Genomic DNA, 17346 nt, shown 5'->3' on the forward strand with positions numbered 1-17346 from the left:
AAAACCAGGTCAGATTGTTCTGACCTGGTTTTGTTTTTTCTCGTCACACTCTGATTCGATTAGTCTCGATAGAATCGAGTCAACTCTTCAAACAGTAGTGGATCGCGGATGGAATCGCTGGCGAGACGTGCTCGGAAACGATGGTTTCCTTCAACAGTACCCCGCACGATGACCTGGTACTGAACTGAATCTCCGGGTGCCAGATCTCCCAGCGACTTGAAGACAACCACACCATTTTCAGCGATGTGCTGAGTCGGGCCGGTTGCAGAGATCAATTCAACTCCTGGTGGCAATTCACAAGAGACAGAAACACTGGAAGCAGACTTACTACCGTCGTTCTGAACGACGACTTTGTAACCAGTTTCTGTACCGATTTCAACCGGGTCGTCCAGATCGGCAATTTCGAGAACCAGTTGTGCTGTACCTTCAATTCGAGTTTGAATCTGAGCATCTGATTTCACGTTGTGTTCTGAGATCGCTCGAACATGATGAACGTAGTTACCAATCGTTTTGGTCTTCAATTCCAGATTTACATTCGCAGACTGGCCAGGTTCCATACGTCCCAGGAACCAGCTGATGGTGGAATCTTCCGGATTAAACTGACCGCCATGATCGGCTTTGACAAATTCGAAGCCGGCTGGAATTTTGTGTAAGACACGAACATTGTTGGTTGCAGCAGCACCATCGTTCAGAGTTGTGATGACATACTGAGCACTGCGACCTTTATACCGCAGCCCCGGTCCATCAATGGCAACCTGTACCTTAGGTGCAATCACATTGACGCGAGCTTGTGTCGCCTGCTGGAGACCACCTTCTGCTTTTGCCATCACTTTCACAACCTGCTCACCGCCCATGACGGCAGCCAATGCCAGACGAATCGTTCGCGTTTCACCTGGATTGAGTGAACCGACCTGCATCTGCAGATACTCGGCTGTCACGTGTTCCAGTCCTTTGGGAATTTCAGCTTCAAGAACAACGTTGTGCAGGGTTCCTGTCCCCGGATTGGAGATCGTCACAGACTGTGAAGCTGGTTCGCCAATCATGACGTTGGTAGGTCCTTTGACGGCGACCTGCAGCAGTGGTTCTGCAACAGTGAATGATTCGGTCAACACGTTGGTGAAGCGAACATGGGCAGAAGCCGAGATGGCACCACGCTGACTGGGGATCATGGAAATTGTGATTGATTTTGTTTCGCCGGCTTTCAACGATTCAAATTTCCATTCCAGATGATCGCGGCTGGAACTCGGACGAGGAACAGAATTTGTCAGTCGAACAGAGACCGGAAAGAATGCTTCTACCAGAACATCTTTGGCAGACTGCTTGCCTTCATTCTTGATCACCAGTTCAAACTCACATTCCTGGCCGACATTGATTTCGCTTTTCTTAATCCACTTGTGAGAAACCTTTCCGCTGACTTCTTCAGAAGAAATACCAACGGGTTTCAAAGTCGGCTCATTAGTGCGACGACTGTTTGGTGAAGCAGAAATCGTAATTCCTGTAGGCTGGGTTACTTTATTTTCCTGTTGCGTATTTCCGAAAGTCAGATGATGTTTGTTCTCAACTGTCTTTTGATTCGGAATTCGAGGAACAACAACATTTGTGGGTTCTGGAGCAGGTCGTTTGAAGTCCGTTGGCAAACGAAATTGCTCGGTGCTTCTTCCACCCGCACTAACCTGTTGAATCTTACCTTGAGCAGATTGACGATTGCCCTCCTGAAATTCAGCATGAACAATATCTTTTTTACCCGCTTGCTCTGAAGTGAACTCTTCGTAGCGGAATTTTTTCTGGCTGTTTTCTGATTCAGCATGTCCAACCTGCTGGAAGGGAGACTGGCTTGCCGCTGGTGTCTTGTCTTTGTTTTCCAGACGACGATAAGGCCGCTCCTGCCCGAACAGTTCTTTATAGTAGTTCGGAACCTGTGAGAGCTTGGCTTTGCCCGTTGGTTTGTATTGCGTTGCCTGACGTGAGACAGCTGCTTTCTGTCGGGGCTGTGAAATGGTGATTCGCCCCGTGTTACTGACAGGTGAAGCATCCGCCTTCGATTGCCCCGAGTAGAACTCACTCGTCGATTTTGATGGGGGAGCTGAATCAAAAGGGGACCTTGATTCAAACATGCGATCATCGGCGGTTGCGATACTCGCACTCATTACCATAGTTGAAAATATCGCGAGCATCTTTTTTCCGCGTCGCATTGTGATTCTCCTTACCGATTGGAATTTACTGCTGGATAGGGACTGATTTGTGTTTTGGATTGACATGACGAGAATTGTGAGAGCTGGTGAGATCAAATAAATTTCAAAACGGTGTGCTATTATTATCCATCTCTCTTTATCGGGTGTGAGGATTCCCGGAATTGAACCAGATATGCTGATTTTTTAAGATAAACCGAAATTATAAGATTTTCCGGTTATGACGATTTCCAGTCGTCCCCCCCTGACGGAACCAGCCGATTTTCTGCAAGTTGGTGTAATATAAGACATTATGCTGTTGGATTATTCAGCAGTCACCGTAAAATCCAATGATGACATCCCCTTAAAAACTTAACGGGAAGAATGTCTTTGAGTCCCCTGCCTGGTGGATCAAGGAAGACTGTCCCACTTTTTGAGTGCCTTCGATTGACTCATGCGCCCAACCGCTGAAAATAGCGGTAGACTGCGGAAAGCCCGCCTTAAATGTAAACTTGTCCCCTTCCTGACGGAACCATGAATACCAAGCAGCCCTTTATTCAACACGCACATCATCAAGATCGAACGATGAAAGTCTATATGCTGGGCTGTGTTGATTTTGATTCGCTGCTGACATTACAGGAACGTGCTTTACAGGAACTGCGTCGAGATCAAAGTGAGTCAGCCGTGCTTTTCGTTTGTGAACACCCACCGCTGATTACAATCGGACGTGAAGGAAGCCACGCCCAACTGGTGGATTCCCACCAGGAGTTCAAATCGGGCCAAATCGAAACCCGCTGGGTGAACCGCGGTGGCGGCGCCATCTTCCATGCACCGGGACAACTGGCAGTATACCCCGTTCTCCCCTTAAAACAGTTGGGAATTGGACTTCAGGAGTATAAGCAGGGACTGGAACAGGCGATCATAGCGATGGCCGCCGAGCAAAGCGTAGAAGCACAGGTCCAACCCGATTCCGAAGGAATTTCCAGTCGTTGTGGGCAGTTTGCCTGTCTGGGGGCTGCGATCAAATCCTGGATTTCTTACTATGGGTTCTATATTAATGTTTCACCAGACATGAAATTACTGCGCCTGGTTGACTCCAATCGATACGATCATCGCCTGACATCGCTGTCCGCCACGCTGACGCGCGAGGCCAGTATGAGTTCTGTTCGCGAAAGTATTGTGCGGAACCTTGTTTCGCGGTTCGGATATCGGGATACCCCTGTTTTCACACGACACCCCTTATTGAATAGAGTGAAGAAAAAAGTTTATGTCCACACTTAATATTCTGACAGACACTCAACCTGCTCCACGACAGCGGCTCCCCAAGTGGCTGAAACGGCCACTTCCCAAACCGGGAATGTCATTTACCAGTAATGTGATCGACGATTTAAATTTGGTCACCGTTTGTGAAAGCGCCAAGTGCCCAAACCGCACGGAATGCTGGTCTCACAAAACGGCAACATTGATGATTCTGGGCAATGTCTGCACGCGGCCTTGCGGTTTCTGCTCGATTGCGAAGGGAAAAACCGAGACCGTTCAGATTGATGAGCCGGAACGCGTCGCGGAAGCAGCGGCTCGGCTGGGGCTGGAACATGTTGTGATCACATCCGTCACACGGGATGACTTACCCGATGGCGGTGCTGAGCATTTTTATAACTGCATCCTGGCAGTCCGAGAGCGCACCGGAGCCGACATCGAAGTTTTAACACCCGATTTCCGCGGCGATCGCGCGGCCATCCATCGAGTCACCGAAGCGCGCCCTGACGTATTCAATCACAATACCGAAACGGTCCCTCGGCTCTATCACCGGGTCCGTCGCAATGCCGTGTATCAGCGAACCCTGGATTTGCTGATTCAAGTCAAAGAAACAGATCCGTCCATCATCACCAAAAGCGGGTTGATGCTGGGACTGGGTGAGACAAGAGAAGAAGTGCTGGAAGTCTGTGCCGACCTGCGGGCCACCGGCTGTGATATGATTACAATCGGACAATATCTGCAACCAACGCCTGAGAATTTACCGGTCGAACGATTTCTTCCGCCGGAAGAATTTGATGAAGTCGGCGATCAGGTCCGGGCAATGGGCTTTAAACTGGTTGCCAGTGGACCGTTTGTTCGCTCCAGCTACAATGCAGGCGAAATGGCGGCTGTACTGGGAAATGATTCCTGAATGACGACCCCGATCATTGTTCCTGCATTAGGCACTGTGAACCAACGTTTGACAGTGAGTTTATGGCTCACGCGAGTAGGAGAGCAGGTTTCTGCTGGAGATCGTGTTGTCGAACTGTTGATGCCGGGAGTGACCTTTGACATTGAGTCTCCCTGTACGGGAACCGTCATCGCCTGTGAGTGTCAGCCAGGTACTGAAGTTGAGGAAGGCACGGTGTTAGGCTGGATTGATCCTGCTGTCACAGCTGAGTCTGAGCAGGAACGTTGATCTGTTTGATCAGAATGGAAACCGAGAATGACAACCGATCAAATCCGAGGTCATCAACCGATACTGGAAATGCTGCAACGTGCATTATCTCGAGGCCGCCTGCCGCACGCACTCCTGTTTGCCGGAGATGCCGGAATTGGTAAAAAACGAGTCGCCTTATCTCTGGCACAATGTTTGTTTTGTGATCAAACATCAGCAGACGAGTTGACGAGCTGCGGCGAATGTGCTTCCTGTAAGCAGATGGTGGCAGGAACTCATCCCGATTTGATTTCGGTCGAGTGCCCGCCCGATAAAGCCATTTTGCCGTTGAGCTTGATCATCGGTGGGGATGACCACCGCGGCCGTGAAGGCGTTTGTTATGAGATGTCATTACGCCCGATGGTCGGAGATCGACGGATAGCCATCATCGATGATGCAGACAAAATGAACGCAGAGAGTGCCAACGCGTTGCTTAAAACGCTCGAAGAACCGTCTGCCAACTATTTGATGATTTTGATCGCCAGCGAATTGGATGCGATCCTGCCGACGATTCGATCCCGCTGCCAGCTGATGCGATTCGGACGACTGTCACAAGAGGATGTCGCTGATTTACTCATCGAACAACAATTACTTGATTCTGCAGAACAGGCAAGCCAGATTGCCCGAGTCTCGGAAGGCTCACTGAACACCGCCAGGCAGCTTCTGGACGAAAATCTGGCAGCACTGCGGGTAAATATCACCCGTATCCTCGGCAAACATCCTTTCCAGCCCCAGGTATTTTCGCAGGCCGTCATGCAAGCCATTGACGATGTCGGAGGGAATACGGCGGCACAACGGAAAACAGCGAATTGGATCATTAAATTTTGCGCTGATTTTTATCATCAGGCATTGCAGATTGCCGCTGGCTGCAATTCGGGCTTAGAGTCTGACTCTATCAGAAAATTTGTTGCCGGGATTCCAGGAGAACCGGAAGACCAGATCGAAATAATCGGAAATCTGCTGGATCGCATGCTGCAGACGGAAGAAGAAATTGCTAGAAACGCCACGATCGCACTCTGTATTGAAAGCTTGAGCGAAGATCTAAGAGGTATACAGATGAAATAAACAGGGCTCAGAGGCATTGGAAGGGGACTGCAGCAGTTTTCAAAAAATTCATTTTCCCGAGAATATGTGAAGATTGCCCGCTCCGGATTCGGTATACTAAAATGATTCCGGGAGGCCTCCGATATTTCTAAGATGTTTTTCAATTCCATTCTGGTCGCCTGGCTCAATCTCAAATCAATGAAATTGTCATAAATGAATACCGAAGTATCAGGTTATATTGTTCGCTACGGTTCGACGCGACTGATTGGCGAATTTACTTTCAAAGGCCAGGCCGAACTCCCCCGCAACGCCACTGTGATTATCAAAAGTGATCGCGGCCACGAATGGGGTGAGGTCCTCTCGCCAGCGACGGAGCGAGTCCGTTCGTTTATGAAAACATCTGATCCGACAGGACGCATTATCCGCCTGGTCACAGACGATGATTATCGTACTCGCGACCAGAACCGTCATGAAGAACGAAAAGAATTCCAGGGATGCCAGGAACTGGTGAATGAACACAAACTGCAAATGCAGCTAGTGGATGTCGAACATCTTTTCGGCGGTGAACGGGTCATTTTTTATTATCTCGCTGAAAAACGTGTCGACTTTCGCGAGCTGGTAAAAGCACTGGCCCGTAAATATCGCTCGCGGATTGAAATGCGGCAGATTGGTGTTCGCGATGAAGCCAAGCTACTGGCCGACTATGGCGATTGTGGCAAAACCGTTTGCTGTGGTACGCACCTGACAGAAATGCCCCCGGTCTCCATGAAAATGGCCAAGCTGCAGAAAACATCGCTGGATCCGAATAAACTATCAGGACGATGCGGGCGACTCAAATGCTGTTTGCGCTACGAGTATGATACGTATCGAAACTATAAGAAAGAACTGCCCCCCATTGGCTCAACCGTGATCACCATACAGGGCGAAGGCAAAGTGACGAATCAGGAAATTCTTTCTGAATGTGTGCAAGTGGTCTATCCGGACTCACGAAAGACAATTGTCCATAGAAAAGAGATTCTGGAAGTCATCAAAAAGAAAAAAGGAGAAACTCCTACGAATCAATGAACAGATTCAACTCACACGATTTTGAATAGTAAAAAACAGGGTGAACAGGATTGTGTTTCCTGAAGTTCCCCAAGATAATTTTTCAATATCTGAAGCGTTATCTGATAAGATAGTCTTGACCAATGTCGCTCAGATCGAAACACTAGGATAAGAGACTCCTCTCTAGACCGTAGATATAAAGTTTTCTAAAGGGTATGGGTGAAATAATGACATCTGCCACAAATCTGTCCCAACCAAAATTGCAGTATCACCCCAATGCATACGACTTTGTATTTGAAGCGTTACAGCAGGCGCAAGAAATTTATGCACGCTCAGTCACGAATGAAACTGAGCAGGAAGAATCGCATGTTTCCGGCCAGGAACTTCTGGAAGGCGTCCGGACTCTTGCTCTAAAACAGTTTGGCCTGATGACACTGACTGTCTTTAAACAGTGGGGAGTTCATGCTACAAAAGACTTCGGCAAGATGGTCTTTGAAATGATTGAGCATGGCAGAATGCGCAAAACAGAAAATGATCGACTGGAAGATTTCGTTGATCTGTATGATTTCGAACAGGCCTTCGATACTGACTATGTGATCGATACGAGCCAGGTTTTCAATCGCAGTACTGCAGAGCAGGCTTAAGTCCTCTCATCCATTTTCTCTCTCTCATTGCAGCTGACTCACTCTCTTTGCGCCTGCGTTTTGCACTGCTTTTAAGTTTTGCGTTTAGCGAACTTTGTTAAGTTACTGTTATTGCAAATTGAGCGCCACGTGCTACACTCCCCGAATAGAGTTTTGCTAATGTTTTTACTTGTGACTTTTTGAGCATCTAAAATTGCGTGCTGACAGTTGCCCGGAATCAATTGAGGTTTTGAGGTTTTACAACAAGATTTACAACAGCTTTTAAAATGGGGTTAACTCTAAGGATGAGGTTTCATTTCCGCGCTCGATTCTCTCCCGTTCGTTTTCTCACAACTCTCATCACCTTAACTTTTCCGGCTCTGTTCTGTTCGGCTTCATTATTCGCCGCAGATACAACAACCAGCCCGCCACCTGAGGCAGCTTCTGAAACAGTTGTGATCAGCTGGCTCGTCGCAATTGCTGGTGCGATCTTTGCTTTATTTACCGCCTTCCGCTTCTTCTGCTGGATGGTCAATCAAAGTGAAGGTGATCCCAAAATGAAGGCGATCGCCGAACATGTTCGTGAAGGTGCCCGCGCTTATCTGGATCGACAGTTCAAAGTCGTCACCGTCTTCTTCGCCGTCGTCTGTGCTTTACTGGCCTTTATGGCATTTGGATTGAATACACAATCACACTGGGTCCCTTTCGCATTTTTAACAGGTGGTTTCTTTTCTGCTTTAGCCGGCTGGTTCGGTATGCGAACCGCGACTCTCGCCAGTGCGCGAACCGCCCATGCCGCAAAAGATTCCTTAAACAACGGCTTGCAGGTTGCCTTTCGGAGTGGCGCTGTCATGGGGCTGGTTGTAGTCGGTTTAGGCTTACTGGATATCAGCCTGTGGTTCGGCGTGCTGCATTGGGTCGTCAAAATGGATCTGGCGGAGATCACCGTGACCATGCTCTGTTTTGGTATGGGCGCGAGCAGTCAGGCATTATTCGCACGAGTCGGCGGTGGTATTTTCACAAAAGCCGCTGACGTCGGTGCAGACCTGGTGGGTAAAGTCGAAGCGGGAATTCCGGAAGATGATCCACGCAACCCGGCAACAATTGCAGACAATGTGGGTGATAATGTGGGTGATGTCGCCGGCATGGGAGCCGACCTGTATGAATCGTACTGCGGCTCAATCCTTGCCAGTGGTGCGCTCGGCGTCGCCGCCTATCACGGCTATCCCAAAATGCAAATGATGTGCCTGTTACTGCCGATGTGTCTGGCAGCGATCGGAATCTTTCTTTCCGTCACTGGTATCTTCATGGTGAAAACGGAAGAAGGCGCATCACAAAAAAATCTGTTAAAAGCACTCGCCAAAGGAATCGACACCAGCGCAATTGGCGTCATTATTGCTTCGTTTGCCTTGGTCTGGATCATGCTGGTAATTCCCTCTCAGTCTGCAGGCATTCCTGCCGACTCTCCCTTACTTGTAGGCACCCCGCTATTCGGCGTCTTTGGCGCCATTGTGTGCGGTCTGGTTTCAGGCTGGCTCATTGGTAAGTGGACTGAATATTCAACCAGTGATGAATTCAAGCCAACCCGGTTTATTGCAGATCAATCTTCCACCGGTCCCGCAACAGTCATCATCGCCGGGATTGCCGAAGGCTTTTACAGCGTCTGGATTCCGATCCTGGTGATCGGCGTCGCAATTATCTTGGCGTTTGGACTCTGTACGGGATTTGATTTTGCCAATTCACAGATTTTCGCGATGGGCCTGTATGGCGTTGCGATTGCCGCTGTCGGCATGTTGAGTACGCTGGGTGTTACTTTAGCGACGGACGCCTATGGCCCGATTGCTGACAACGCCGGTGGTAATGCCGAGATGAGCGGACAGGAACCTTTTGTCCGCCAGCGAACAGATGCCTTGGACAGCCTGGGAAATACAACGGCTGCTACAGGCAAAGGATTTGCGATTGGCTCAGCCGCATTGACCGCCCTGGCACTGCTGGCAGCGTATGTCGAAGAAGTCCGGATTGGATTTGAACGCTGGGTCGAAAACTCAGCGATTGTAGAAACCATCTCTGATGACATGGCGAATGCTTCAGCCTTGAAGCTGAGTTCAAACTGTATTGCCTTGCGAACCGTGAATTCGGAAGGAAAAGAGCCCGAACACAACAATCAGGGGTTCTTGTTGTTCCCGGCATTGAACGTTTCTCAAGTGACTCCCGGTCGGGAAAAAATTGAGAAAGCCGAAGTCGGCGCGACGATCCGAGGCCTCGATATCACCGAGCTACTGGAACGGGGAGAATGCGTCGACGTCAAGAAAGCAACGGTGCCCGACTTTTCCCGCTTCTATAATTTCTCGCTGCTGAACCCCAAGGTACTGGTAGGTATCTTCTTTGGCGTGATGGTTGCATTCGTCTTTTGTGCAATGACCATGAAGGCGGTAGGCCGCGCGGCCGGGGCGATGGTAGACGAGGTACGTCGACAGTTCCGTGAAATAGCAGGAATCATGGAGAATGAGGCCGAACCCGATTATGCCGCCTGTGTCGAAATCAGTACAGCTGCTGCCCAACGTGAGATGATCCTGCCTGCGATGCTGGGATTACTTTCACCGGTTGCCGTTGGGGTCATTCTGGGAGTTCCCGGCGTAGTCGGCCTCCTGGTAGGTGCCTTGACGAGTGGGTTTGCAGTTGCCATTATGATGGCTAATGCCGGTGGTGCCTGGGACAATGCTAAGAAATACATTGAAGCGGGTGCTCATGGCGGCAAAGGAACTGATGCGCACAAAGCCACAGTAGTTGGTGATACCGTTGGTGATCCATTCAAAGACACGAGTGGACCGAGCCTGAACATTCTGATCAAATTGATGAGTATGGTTTCTGTTGTCATAGCCGGATTTATTATTCAATACGCATTAGAGCTATTTTAAGTATTTGAAACAGGCTAAAGGTCACGAAAATCAACACTGAACCTTCTCAACAACCCGATTCTATTGAAAGTGCGTCCAGTCTGGAACGTGCCTGTCTCTGTGCCAGGATTTGTGATCAATTTAAGGGCAAAGATACCGTTGTGCTCGATGTGGCTAAGATCACGCCTTTATTTGATTACTTCATAATCACAACTGCCTCAAACATGAGACAGAGCAACGCGATCGCGGAAGAGATTCGCGTATTAATGAAGCGCGATAGTACGCACCGTCGCAATATCGAAGGCAAGGACAGTGAATGGATTCTAGGCGATTACGGAGACATCGTACTGCATATTTTCACAGAAGAAACTCGTGAATTATACGACCTGGAACGCCTTTGGGCCGATGCCACCAAGGTTGACTGGCAGTCCCATAACGCTGATAAAGCGGATTCCGTCTGACATCGGACAGAAGAGACCGCTGTTTCTACCATTCTCCGCGCCCAGCGTGTATTCTGGGCGTCATCTATTGGATTGCCACATACATTTTCCATTAAAGAGAGAGATCAGGGTCTCACTACTGGAATGATCAAATGAATATTCTCGCTGAACTCAGAAAACGATTTGAACCCGTTCTGGCTGAATGGACAGAAGATCCGTCTTCAGTCATTGAAATGCTCAAAGCATCTCAGGATGCCAAATTTGGCGACTACCAGGCCAACTTCGCGATGCCTTTAGCAAACCGGATCAAGGGAACCAGCCCGCGAGATCTGGCAGCCCAGATCGTGGAAAAAGTGGATCTATCTGATCTCTGCGAGCCCCTGGAAGTTGCTGGTCCCGGGTTTATCAATATCAAACTGAAACAAGACTGCCTGGAAGCACAGACACAGCAGCTTGTCACGGATGACCGACTGGGAGTCTCCGTTACAGAAACTCCACAAAAGGTCGTGGTCGACTTCTCGGCCCCCAACGTGGCCAAGCCGATGCATGTCGGCCACCTGAGAAGCACCGTCATCGGGGACGCCAACTACCGAATCCTGAAGTTTCTGGGCCACGATGTGGTCGGCGACAATCACATCGGCGACTGGGGCACCCAGTTCGGGATGATCACTTTTGGATACAAGCACTTTCTGAATGAAGCCGCTTTTGAAAAAGAGCCAGTCCATGAACTGGCACGCCTGTATCGACTGGTCAACCAACTCTCTGACTACCATAGTACAAAGCAAGCTGTCCCATTAAGGCAGAACGATCTTGAACAACTGGAAGCCAAGCTGCAAACGCTGGAATCGACAGCCGACCAGACCGATAAAAAAATCCAGAAACAAGAGAAGAAGCTGAAATCCGATATCGCAGTACGAAAATCGGAACTCACCTCGATGCAGGAAAAGCTGACCGCGCTGGAACAGGATGAGGACCTGCACAGCAAAGCGGTCGCCTTCCCCGATATCGCTCGACAGGCCCGCGAAGAAACAGCTAACCTGCACGCCGGCGATGCCGAGAACCTCGCACTCTGGAAACAGTTTCTCCCCGCGTGCCTGGAGGCAATCCAAGTAGTTTATGATCGGCTGGACATCCATTTTGATATGTCGCTGGGGGAAAGTTTTTATCATCCCATGCTGGCTGATGTCGTGGAAGACCTCAAACAAAAAGGACTCGCCAAAGAAAGTCAGGGCGCGATCTGTGTTTTTGTCAAAGGCTTCAAAGCCCCCTTTATCGTTAAGAAGCAGGATGGTGCGTTTACTTACGCGACGACTGACCTGGCGACAATCAAATACCGAGCGGAGGAACTGAAAGCGGATCGCGTGCTGTACGTGGTTGACTCCCGACAGAGCGAGCATTTTCAACTGCTGTTTGCCACTGTGAAAGAGTGGGGCTTCCAGAATCTGGAACTGCAGCACGTGAGCTTTGGATCTGTACTGGGTAAAGATGGAAAGCCACTGAAAACCAGGGCAGGCGATAATGTCGGCCTGGAAAGCCTGCTGGATGAATCGATCCAAAGAGCCTACACAATCATTGCTGAAAATGATGAAGCCAAGCCGGATGGTCCGGAACTGAGTGAAGCAGAACGAAAGCAAATTGCCGAAATCATCGGCTTGGGTGGCATCAAATACGCGGACCTGAAGCACAATCGAGACAGCGATTACATGTTTGACTGGGACAAGATGCTGGCGAATCGAGGCGATACCGCAACCTATATGCAGTATGCGTATGCCCGGGTCTCAGGTATTTTCCGAAAGGGACAGATTGACCGCAAGTCCCTGAGAGCAAATCAGTCAGCCCTGCGTCTGCAGGAAGAGACGGAACGTGCTTTAGCGCTGCAGATCAACCGTTATTCAGAAATTCTGGAGAGCGTCGGGATTGAGGCCCGACCCAATTATCTGACCAACTACCTCTTTGAACTCTCGAATCTCTTCAGCTCATTTTACAACCAGTGCCACGTGCTGAAAGCCGAAGAGGAACAGGTGAAAACCAGCCGACTGCTGCTCTGCGACTTAACGGCACGGGTGATTGAACACGGCTTGTCTCTCTTAGGAATTCGAACCTGCGAGCGAATGTAGTTCGCACCAGCGGTTTGTTTGAACTAGACGTAAAAAAACGCATTCCAGATTGGAATGCGTTTTTTATTGAAGATTACCCGGCAAGGGCTCGAACCTTGACTAGCAGAATCAAAATCTGCTGTGCTACCATTACACTACCGGGTAATGTATTTTCTGTATCTCAGACACAGTAGCTCAGCTCGGGTTCGCCACGGTAGCAGCTTTGAACCCGGCACCGGAGTTTATTGAATCAGGAAAGATCTGGCAAGAGTTCTCTGAGAGAAATTCCGCATCTTTCGGATTCACTAATCGTTACGCAGCTTGAGGTTCATTTCGCCCAGTTTTTCGCGGATTTCGTTGAGCGAGGTCACACCGAAATTACGGCTGGCCAGCAACTCATCCGGACTGCGACGCAGTAGTTCACCAATGGTGCCAATTCCAAGACGCGACATACATTTTCTTGAACGGACAGAAAGTCCCAGATCGGAAATCGGCTTTTCTGTGACCGGGTTATCAGCCAGTTCAGGCGGCAAGGCAGCGTAACCGCCTTCTGTCCCCAGAGCCTCGTGCAGGTTCTGACCGATGTGCAAGCCGAAGGAGGAGAGCATCTCACGAATTTCGTCGAGAGAAGTCTGACCGAAGTTCTTACCGGCTAACAGATCGTTTTCACTGACCCGGGTCAGATCACCCAGCGTATGAATATCCATCGCATGCAGACAGTTGCGGCTACGAACGGAAAGTTCAAAGTCGGTCACAGGACGATCCAGCAATTGTTTCATGCGGGCTTCGTTGCGTGCGGTCTCTTCATCGTAATACATGTTGTCAGCCGCTTCGATGTCTTTGAGGTACATCGCAGCCATTTCGTTGTTCGGATCCGCTTCTAGGATCCGTCGGAAACAAAATGCGGCGGCGGGATAGTTTTCCATGTCCTCATAGAGCAGACCCAGATTCAGGATCGCACCGAGATAAAAGGGAGGACTGGAGAGTGATTGTTCGTAAAGGCGAATCGCGTCTTCATCGTTTCCGCGTGAGGCGTTTTCTCCTGCCAGACGGAAAATCGCTCGTGAATGACGCGGGTCCATGTCGACGGCGCGTTCGAAATATTCGATGGCTCCGTACAGATCGCCTCGGTCCGAGCGGATACATCCCATCTGGAATGAATACTCTGCACGGCCGGCGGCATCTTTGGCGATGGATGAAAGAATCGCTTCTGCTTCGTCCAGTTTTCCTACCAGACGCAGTGTTTCTGCTCTTCTGAGAGAGCATTCAATGGAATCGTAGCCCAGCTTGGCTGCTGCTTCTAACTGTTTATCGGCTTCGTCGTACTGTTTCAAAGCGATTAAAGAAACCGCCTGATAGAAACTGGCGGTTGCATTGTCTTGCACTTTCTCAAGTTGCAAAACTGCATCTTTGTGTTGTCCCAACAAATGCAAAGCGATGCCGGATCTTGCAGTCAGCCCGACAGAAGCCTGACCTTCTTCAATACTTTTGACGAGCGCCTGCACTTCATTGCGTAACTCAGAAACCTGATCAGAGCAGACAATTTCTGACAACTGTTCTACATCCGAGAATCCTACGCCTTCGGAGCTTTGTAATACACCTTTTACGTCAATTAATTCGTCGACACTCACACTATTTTCCTTTATTGCAGCTGGCGCGCAGAGGGAAGCAGACAATAGATTTTATTCACACAAGCTATTGCCAAATTTCATAAACCCGAATCTTACAATCTGTTTAAGCAAACAGCAACCATCAAGGCCTGTTTCGCGTTTTTTCTCGCTGTGGTTATGTACCTTACCCCTCCACAACGCCAGAAACATGTACATTTAATCAGAAAAAGCACCTTTATTGGACAAGTCCCTGGTAACCGCCATCACAGGGAGCACTGGGAATGTGCCGATTTTCCTGAGTGATCTTGCGTTCCGGATAATCCAAGAGAACATTCTGGAGCAGATCCTCGTTCTCTCTGGGATCGAAAGAGCAGGTCGAATACACCAACCGTCCTTCCGGCTTGAGGTGATCAAGTGCCAGATGCAGCAGGTGGCTCTGAATTCCTGTCAATTCCCTGATTGCCGCATCTTCAATCCGCCAACGTGCTTCGGGACGTTTCCCCAGTACGCCGGAATTGGAACAGGGGGCGTCAACCAAAATAGCATCAAAGGGTCCTTCAGGCAGGGTTGTCTCCTGGGGATGAATTAACTGCGTTTGAATGCTGTTCAATCCCAACCGTGATGCGTTCTGTTCAATTTTATCGAGGCGATCGTCGCTGACATCCGTAGCGACAACAGTCCCTCGATCGTACATCAACTCTGCCAGCAACGTGGTCTTGGTTCCGGGAGCCGCACACAAATCCAAAACGGTTTCACCCGGTTGGGGATTAAGCAGGTTCCCGGCAGCGATGGCAGATTCATCTTGAACCGTAAATTTGCCGGCATCAAATCCAACCAGCGATTCCAGTGGAACGATTTCCTCCAGCCTGATCGACTGCGGCTCTGTTCCCAGACTGGCTGGGACGCCTGCCTGTTTCAATTCTTCCAGCAAGTCATCACGGCTTATTTTCAAAACGTTGGCACGTAAATACAATTTATTCCGTTGATTAAACCATTGCGCGATCTGTAGTGTCTGCGCCCACCCAAAACGAGCCAGCCAATCTGTAATGAGTGGCTGTGGGAAACTGAATGCTTTGGAAAGATAACCAGCAGGATTGTCTTTGGGATCGTCGAATAACTCTAATTCAAAGCAACGATAGCGATCCGCACTTAAGGGAATGGTGTTAGCTTGCGGCGTTGTCGCAAGCTCCTCGTTCAGCAGTCTGTCGATGGAGCGTAAAATGGCATTGACCATTTTTTTCCAGCGTACCCGTTTCAGTTTGCCGGCTAATTCCACTGTCTCTGAAACCGCCGCGTGAACAGGAATCTGATCGAGAATCACCAATTGATACACGCCTGTTTGCAACAGCGTCCACAAGGGAGCCTCTACTTTTTCGCGGGGACGCGTCAACTGGCTTTCGATCAATGTATCCAGCGTTAATTGACGTCGAATCACACCAATGCTGATTTCCATTGCCAGCCGCCGATCTTTGGAAGAAAGATCAATCCGACGTTCCCAGCGCTGTAGCGAATCGCTGATAAATTGATTGTTCAGGCGATATTCTTCGAGCAGAAAAAAAGCGAGTTCGCGTGCCGAACGAAAAAATTGTGGCACAGGTATACTTTCAGGCTCGGTCTCAGGGGCAGTGGAAGATGTCTTTTGCTTCCAGACGTTTTTCTTTTTCACAATGGCTGACCACACAACCGTTCCAGGTCATCAAAGAAATGAGGATAGGTCTTCACAGTACAATCGGGATCTGCAATAACAATGCCTGGCACCTTCAAACCAACCAGTGCAAAGCTCATCGCCATCCGATGATCATCATAAGTCTCAATGGTCGCCGGTTGGATTTTCCCCGGATAAATGGTGACGGAATCTTCCGTTTCTTCGACCTGAATACCCATGCGTTTTAATTCGGTGGCAATCGCTGCCAGCCGGTCTGTTTCTTTGTGGCGAATATGCCCCACGTTTCTGATACAGGTCGGTCCTTCTGCAAATAACGCGACGGCGGCTAACGTCTGGGCGGTGTCACTGATATCGTTCATATCCACGTCAATCCCCTTGAGGGGCTTACCTTGAACAGTGATATTGACGCGTCCGCGTTTGATTTCACAGCCCATGTCTTCCAGGACCCGGATAAAATTGATGTCGCCCTGCAATGCATCCTGATTCAAACCATCTACCGTAACCGCCCCGCCAGTAATCGCAGCTGCTGCAAAGAAATAGCTGGCTGCAGAAGCATCGGGTTCGATATCGTAAGCGACCGATCGCTGGTAGGTTTGGGGCTGAATTCTCCAGACTGTCTCTTCGAGCCGATCGATGGTCACGCCGAATTGGGCCATCACACCAAGTGTAATATCCAGGTAAGGCTTAGACACCATTTCATCCAGTATGGTAATGGTGATCGGACTTTGCGCGGCAGGAGCCACCATCAGCAAGGCACTTAAATACTGACTGGAAACACTGCCTGAAATGGCAGTTTCTCCACCCGGCAGTCCATTCGCTTTTACGCGAACCGGCGGACAACCGGTCCCATTTTCACAGGCGACATCGACTCCCAGTCTGCTTAATGCTGCTACCAGATCTTGAATCGGGCGTTGCTGCATGCGTGCATTGCCATCTAATACATATTCTCCCTGCCCGGACGCACACAGCGCTGTTAAAAAACGAATGCTGGTGCCACTGTTTTCCAACCAGAGTGAAGCTGACGATTGCGGAATCGTTCCAGCACAGCCTTCTACCTCGATAGAACATGATTCAGGATCGTGTTTGACGCTAATTCCCAGGCGGTTCAGACTTTCGATCATCACCTGGGTGTCCTGGCTGTCGAGCACACCAGTCAGATGAGTTGTGCCTTGAGCGAGAGCCGCGACGATTAAGGCACGGTTGGTAATGCTTTTAGACCCCGGAGGTCTGACAGTTCCCTCAACGGGACCTGAAACGGGTTTTACTTGATAAGTTTTGGACATGAGCGAAATGAAAACGGTTTGTT

General features: G+C 49.6%; 13 protein-coding genes and 1 tRNA gene. 9 read left to right on the forward strand and 5 right to left on the reverse strand.

The window, feature by feature from the left end; translation table 11 throughout:
- Positions 1-59: 59 nt before the first annotated feature.
- Positions 60-2192, reverse strand: coding sequence for a DUF11 domain-containing protein (locus Enr17x_RS21015; protein ID WP_198000718.1), 2133 nt, complete (start codon positions 2190-2192; stop codon positions 60-62).
- A 510-nt stretch (positions 2193-2702) separates the two neighbouring features.
- On the opposite strand from Enr17x_RS21015, the gene Enr17x_RS21020 reads away from it, so the two are divergent.
- The 9 genes from Enr17x_RS21020 (at position 2703) to argS (ending at position 12785) form a co-directional block, all read left to right on the forward strand.
- Positions 2703-3449, forward strand: coding sequence for a lipoyl(octanoyl) transferase LipB (locus tag Enr17x_RS21020; RefSeq protein ID WP_145311667.1), 747 nt, complete (start codon positions 2703-2705; stop codon positions 3447-3449).
- Positions 3436-4335 carry a lipoyl synthase gene (lipA, locus tag Enr17x_RS21025; RefSeq protein WP_145311668.1) on the forward strand — a complete coding sequence of 300 codons (900 nt, stop codon included), beginning with the start codon at positions 3436-3438 and terminating at the stop codon, positions 4333-4335. The genes Enr17x_RS21020 and lipA overlap by 14 nt, the downstream gene beginning before the upstream one ends.
- The gene (locus Enr17x_RS21030) at positions 4336-4602 is read left to right on the forward strand and encodes a lipoyl domain-containing protein (RefSeq protein WP_145311669.1); all 267 of its coding nucleotides are present in this window, start codon (positions 4336-4338) and stop codon (positions 4600-4602) included.
- Positions 4603-4629: 27 nt separating this feature from the next.
- Positions 4630-5685: a DNA polymerase III subunit delta' gene (holB, locus tag Enr17x_RS21035; RefSeq protein ID WP_145311670.1), complete on the forward strand. Its 1056-nt coding sequence runs from the start codon at positions 4630-4632 to the stop codon at positions 5683-5685.
- A gap of 192 nt (positions 5686-5877) precedes the next feature.
- A complete protein-coding gene (locus Enr17x_RS21040) occupies positions 5878-6729 on the forward strand; it encodes a PSP1 domain-containing protein (RefSeq protein ID WP_145311671.1) in 852 nt (283 codons plus the stop codon).
- A 206-nt stretch (positions 6730-6935) separates the two neighbouring features.
- Positions 6936-7352, forward strand: coding sequence for a Minf_1886 family protein (locus tag Enr17x_RS21045; protein ID WP_232100797.1), 417 nt, complete (start codon positions 6936-6938; stop codon positions 7350-7352).
- Between the two features lie 284 nt (positions 7353-7636).
- Entirely contained in the window at positions 7637-10249 is a 2613-nt protein-coding gene (locus tag Enr17x_RS21050) for a sodium-translocating pyrophosphatase (RefSeq protein ID WP_232100798.1), read from the forward strand.
- 107 nt (positions 10250-10356) lie between these two features.
- Positions 10357-10689 (forward strand): ribosome silencing factor, encoded by a 333-nt coding sequence (gene rsfS / locus Enr17x_RS21055; RefSeq protein WP_261343526.1) that lies wholly within the window; start codon positions 10357-10359, stop codon positions 10687-10689.
- 131 nt (positions 10690-10820) lie between these two features.
- Positions 10821-12785 carry an arginine--tRNA ligase gene (argS, locus tag Enr17x_RS21060; protein ID WP_145311674.1) on the forward strand — a complete coding sequence of 655 codons (1965 nt, stop codon included), beginning with the start codon at positions 10821-10823 and terminating at the stop codon, positions 12783-12785.
- A gap of 73 nt (positions 12786-12858) precedes the next feature.
- Here argS and Enr17x_RS21065 read toward each other — a convergent pair.
- From Enr17x_RS21065 to aroA, 4 genes are all read right to left on the reverse strand, one after another.
- Positions 12859-12929, reverse strand: a tRNA-Gln gene (locus Enr17x_RS21065).
- 140 nt (positions 12930-13069) lie between these two features.
- Positions 13070-14395, reverse strand: a complete 1326-nt coding sequence (locus Enr17x_RS21070) for a DNA-directed RNA polymerase subunit alpha C-terminal domain-containing protein (RefSeq protein ID WP_232100799.1) — start codon at positions 14393-14395, stop codon at positions 13070-13072.
- A gap of 214 nt (positions 14396-14609) precedes the next feature.
- Positions 14610-16055, reverse strand: coding sequence for a 16S rRNA (cytosine(967)-C(5))-methyltransferase RsmB (gene rsmB / locus Enr17x_RS21075; protein WP_145311675.1), 1446 nt, complete (start codon positions 16053-16055; stop codon positions 14610-14612).
- A complete protein-coding gene (aroA, locus tag Enr17x_RS21080) occupies positions 16037-17323 on the reverse strand; it encodes a 3-phosphoshikimate 1-carboxyvinyltransferase (protein ID WP_145311676.1) in 1287 nt (428 codons plus the stop codon). The genes rsmB and aroA overlap by 19 nt, the downstream gene beginning before the upstream one ends.
- Between the last annotated feature and the right edge of the window lie 23 nt (positions 17324-17346).

The sequence above is a fragment of the Gimesia fumaroli genome, assembly GCF_007754425.1.
Lineage (GTDB): Bacteria > Planctomycetota > Planctomycetia > Planctomycetales > Planctomycetaceae > Gimesia > Gimesia fumaroli.

What these genes read in the sequence shown, in the direction of transcription:
- lipA (WP_145311668.1), top strand. Translation starts at nt 3,436, where the DNA reads ATGTCCACACTTAATATTCTGACAGACACTCAACCTGCTCCACGACAG.
- Enr17x_RS21030 (WP_145311669.1), top strand. Translation starts at nt 4,336, where the DNA reads ATGACGACCCCGATCATTGTTCCTGCATTAGGCACTGTGAACCAACGT.
- Enr17x_RS21045 (WP_232100797.1), top strand. Translation starts at nt 6,936, where the DNA reads ATGACATCTGCCACAAATCTGTCCCAACCAAAATTGCAGTATCACCCC.
- Enr17x_RS21050 (WP_232100798.1), top strand. Translation starts at nt 7,637, where the DNA reads ATGAGGTTTCATTTCCGCGCTCGATTCTCTCCCGTTCGTTTTCTCACA.
- aroA (WP_145311676.1), bottom strand. Translation starts at nt 17,323, where the DNA reads ATGTCCAAAACTTATCAAGTAAAACCCGTTTCAGGTCCCGTTGAGGGA.
- holB (WP_145311670.1), top strand. Translation starts at nt 4,630, where the DNA reads ATGACAACCGATCAAATCCGAGGTCATCAACCGATACTGGAAATGCTG.
- Enr17x_RS21040 (WP_145311671.1), top strand. Translation starts at nt 5,878, where the DNA reads ATGAATACCGAAGTATCAGGTTATATTGTTCGCTACGGTTCGACGCGA.
- Enr17x_RS21020 (WP_145311667.1), top strand. Translation starts at nt 2,703, where the DNA reads ATGAATACCAAGCAGCCCTTTATTCAACACGCACATCATCAAGATCGA.
- argS (WP_145311674.1), top strand. Translation starts at nt 10,821, where the DNA reads ATGAATATTCTCGCTGAACTCAGAAAACGATTTGAACCCGTTCTGGCT.
- Enr17x_RS21015 (WP_198000718.1), bottom strand. Translation starts at nt 2,192, where the DNA reads ATGCGACGCGGAAAAAAGATGCTCGCGATATTTTCAACTATGGTAATG.